The organism is Clostridium beijerinckii (assembly GCF_008705175.1).
GTDB classification, from domain to species: Bacteria; Bacillota; Clostridia; order Clostridiales; family Clostridiaceae; genus Clostridium; species Clostridium beijerinckii.
Genome location: NZ_CP043998.1, coordinates 5867501 through 5870000, shown reverse-complemented (window position 1 = coordinate 5870000; position 2500 = coordinate 5867501). Strand labels below are relative to the sequence as shown.

The following is a 2500-nucleotide window of genomic DNA, read 5'->3' as shown; positions in this document are numbered from 1 at the left end:
TCTACGGAACCGAAGTATCTGATTCCATGCTTCCAAGAAAAGCATCTAGAGAGAGAAGTAGTGCCCGTACCGCAAACCGACACAGGTAGATGAGGAGAGAATCCTAAGGCCGACGGAAGAATTGCAGTTAAGGAACTAGGCAAATTGACCCCGTAACTTCGGGAGAAGGGGTGCCTGAGAAATCAGGCCGCAGAGAATAGGCACAAGCAACTGTTTAACAAAAACACAGGTCTCTGCTAAAGCGAAAGCTGATGTATAGGGGCTGACGCCTGCCCGGTGCTGGAAGGTTAAGGGGAACACTTAGTGGTAACGCGAAGGTGTGAACTTAAGCCCCAGTAAACGGCGGCCGTAACTATAACGGTCCTAAGGTAGCGAAATTCCTTGTCAGGTAAGTTCTGACCCGCACGAATGGCGTAATGACTTGTGCACTGTCTCAACTGCAAATCCGGCGAAGTTGTAGTGCGAGTGAAGATGCTCGCTACCCGCGATTGGACGGAAAGACCCCGTAGAGCTTTACTGTAGCTTAGCATTGAATTTTGGTATTGTCTGTACAGGATAGGTGGGAGACTGGGAAACTAGGGCGTCAGCCTTGGTGGAGTCGTTGTTGGGATACCACCCTGATAGTATTGAAGTTCTAACTGGATGCCATGAAACTGGTGACAGGACATTGTTAGGTGGGCAGTTTGACTGGGGCGGTCGCCTCCTAAAATGTAACGGAGGCGCCCAAAGGTTCCCTCAGAACGGTCGGAAATCGTTCGAAGAGTGTAAAGGCAGAAGGGAGCCTGACTGCGACACCTACAAGTGGAGCAGGGACGAAAGTCGGGCTTAGTGATCCGGTGGTACCTCGTGGGAGGGCCATCGCTCAACGGATAAAAGCTACCTCGGGGATAACAGGCTGATCTCCCCCAAGAGTTCACATCGACGGGGAGGTTTGGCACCTCGATGTCGGCTCGTCGCATCCTGGGGCTGAAGTAGGTCCCAAGGGTTGGGCTGTTCGCCCATTAAAGCGGCACGCGAGCTGGGTTCAGAACGTCGTGAGACAGTTCGGTCCCTATCCGTCGCGGGCGTAGGAAATTTGAGAGGAGCTGTCCTTAGTACGAGAGGACCGGGATGGACTGACCTATGGTGTACCAGTTGTTTCGCCAGAAGCATAGCTGGGTAGCTAAGTCGGGAAGGGATAAACGCTGAAAGCATCTAAGTGTGAAGCCCACCTCAAGATGAGATTTCCCATAGCATAAGCTAGTAAGACCCCTTGAAGACTACAAGGTTGATAGGTCAGAGGTGTAAGTATGGCAACATATTTAGCTGACTGATACTAATAGGTCGAGGGCTTGACCAATATAGTCAAGTTGTAAATACATTAAAGAAACTGTGTGCAATTTTGAAAGAACAAAACTTTCAATTGAATAAGGAATACAAATCGCTAAAGCGATTTGCATAAGTTTTTCAACCAAATCAGAGATTTGGGAAAAGCTAATATCTCGTGATGATGGCATAGAGGTAACACTCCTTCCCATTCCGAACAGGAAAGTTAAGGTCTATAGCGCCGATGGTACTGCATGGGAGACTGTGTGGCAGAGTAGGACGTTGCGAGGTAAGCAAAAAAGATAGTTGTAATAACTATCTTTTTTTATTTTATAATATTTAGGAATGGTAAGATGATAAGCTTCGCCGCTGTATAGCTGGATTATTTAATGCCGTATTTCTAAAAAACTCAATAAGTATGACGATTTTGTATAACTCATTTCTCTAAATCATTACGAAAGAGCTTATTAATTCAATGTATTCTTAATTCTACAACTGAATCTCTATCCTAAGCACATATTTAAGACGGTATATTTTTACGATAAGTCTTTTTTGATAGAGTTCATTCCTTATATAACATTAATATCTATTCTGAACAACAAAGTAGTTATTGAGAGATTAACAACTTTGCAGACTAATCTTATTATAATATTTCATATTAACTTTATAGTTTAATTTTTTATGATTAAAAACTCATTTAGTAGAGCATATTTTCTGTTATTATATGAAAAAGTTTTTATGTTTGATGAAATTTTATGTATCCAGGGGTAATTGGATCCTTTCATGATCATAAGATCTTTTATTATTTTGAACTTAATTTCTTATTAATAAAGATATTTAGAATTATTAGGAATGAGATAATTAGGCTAAAAAACATATATAAATGTAATAGATTGAACCAAATTGGAGTGACAACTATTGCTAGCGTATCAGTATGTATAAAATCTAGAATAATGACGTATTATAAAGAAAAATGAAAATAATCGCATTTAGTAATAGGAAAGCAAATAATATGAAAATATCAGAGATGTTAAGATAAAACACGTCGCTAAGAGACATAAACAAAACAACTTAAAGGGAAAAAGATTTTCTAGGAAAGTTGTTGACAATGTCGAATGGTGATGATATGATAAAATCCTCGCTAAGAGATGCAAAATTAATAACTTAAAGCTAATAGAACTACTGAAAAATGAGT

Annotated in this window: 2 rRNA genes (1 of these 2 only partly in view); both read left to right on the top strand. The window is 40.8% G+C overall.

Annotation, left to right across the window (positions count from 1 at the left end):
- Positions 1-1339: ribosomal RNA gene (locus tag F3K33_RS25830) — 23S ribosomal RNA — on the top strand; it begins 1570 nt to the left of the window's first position.
- A 140-nt stretch (positions 1340-1479) separates the two neighbouring features.
- Positions 1480-1596 (top strand): 5S ribosomal RNA (gene rrf, locus F3K33_RS25825).
- Positions 1597-2500: the final 904 nt, after the last annotated feature.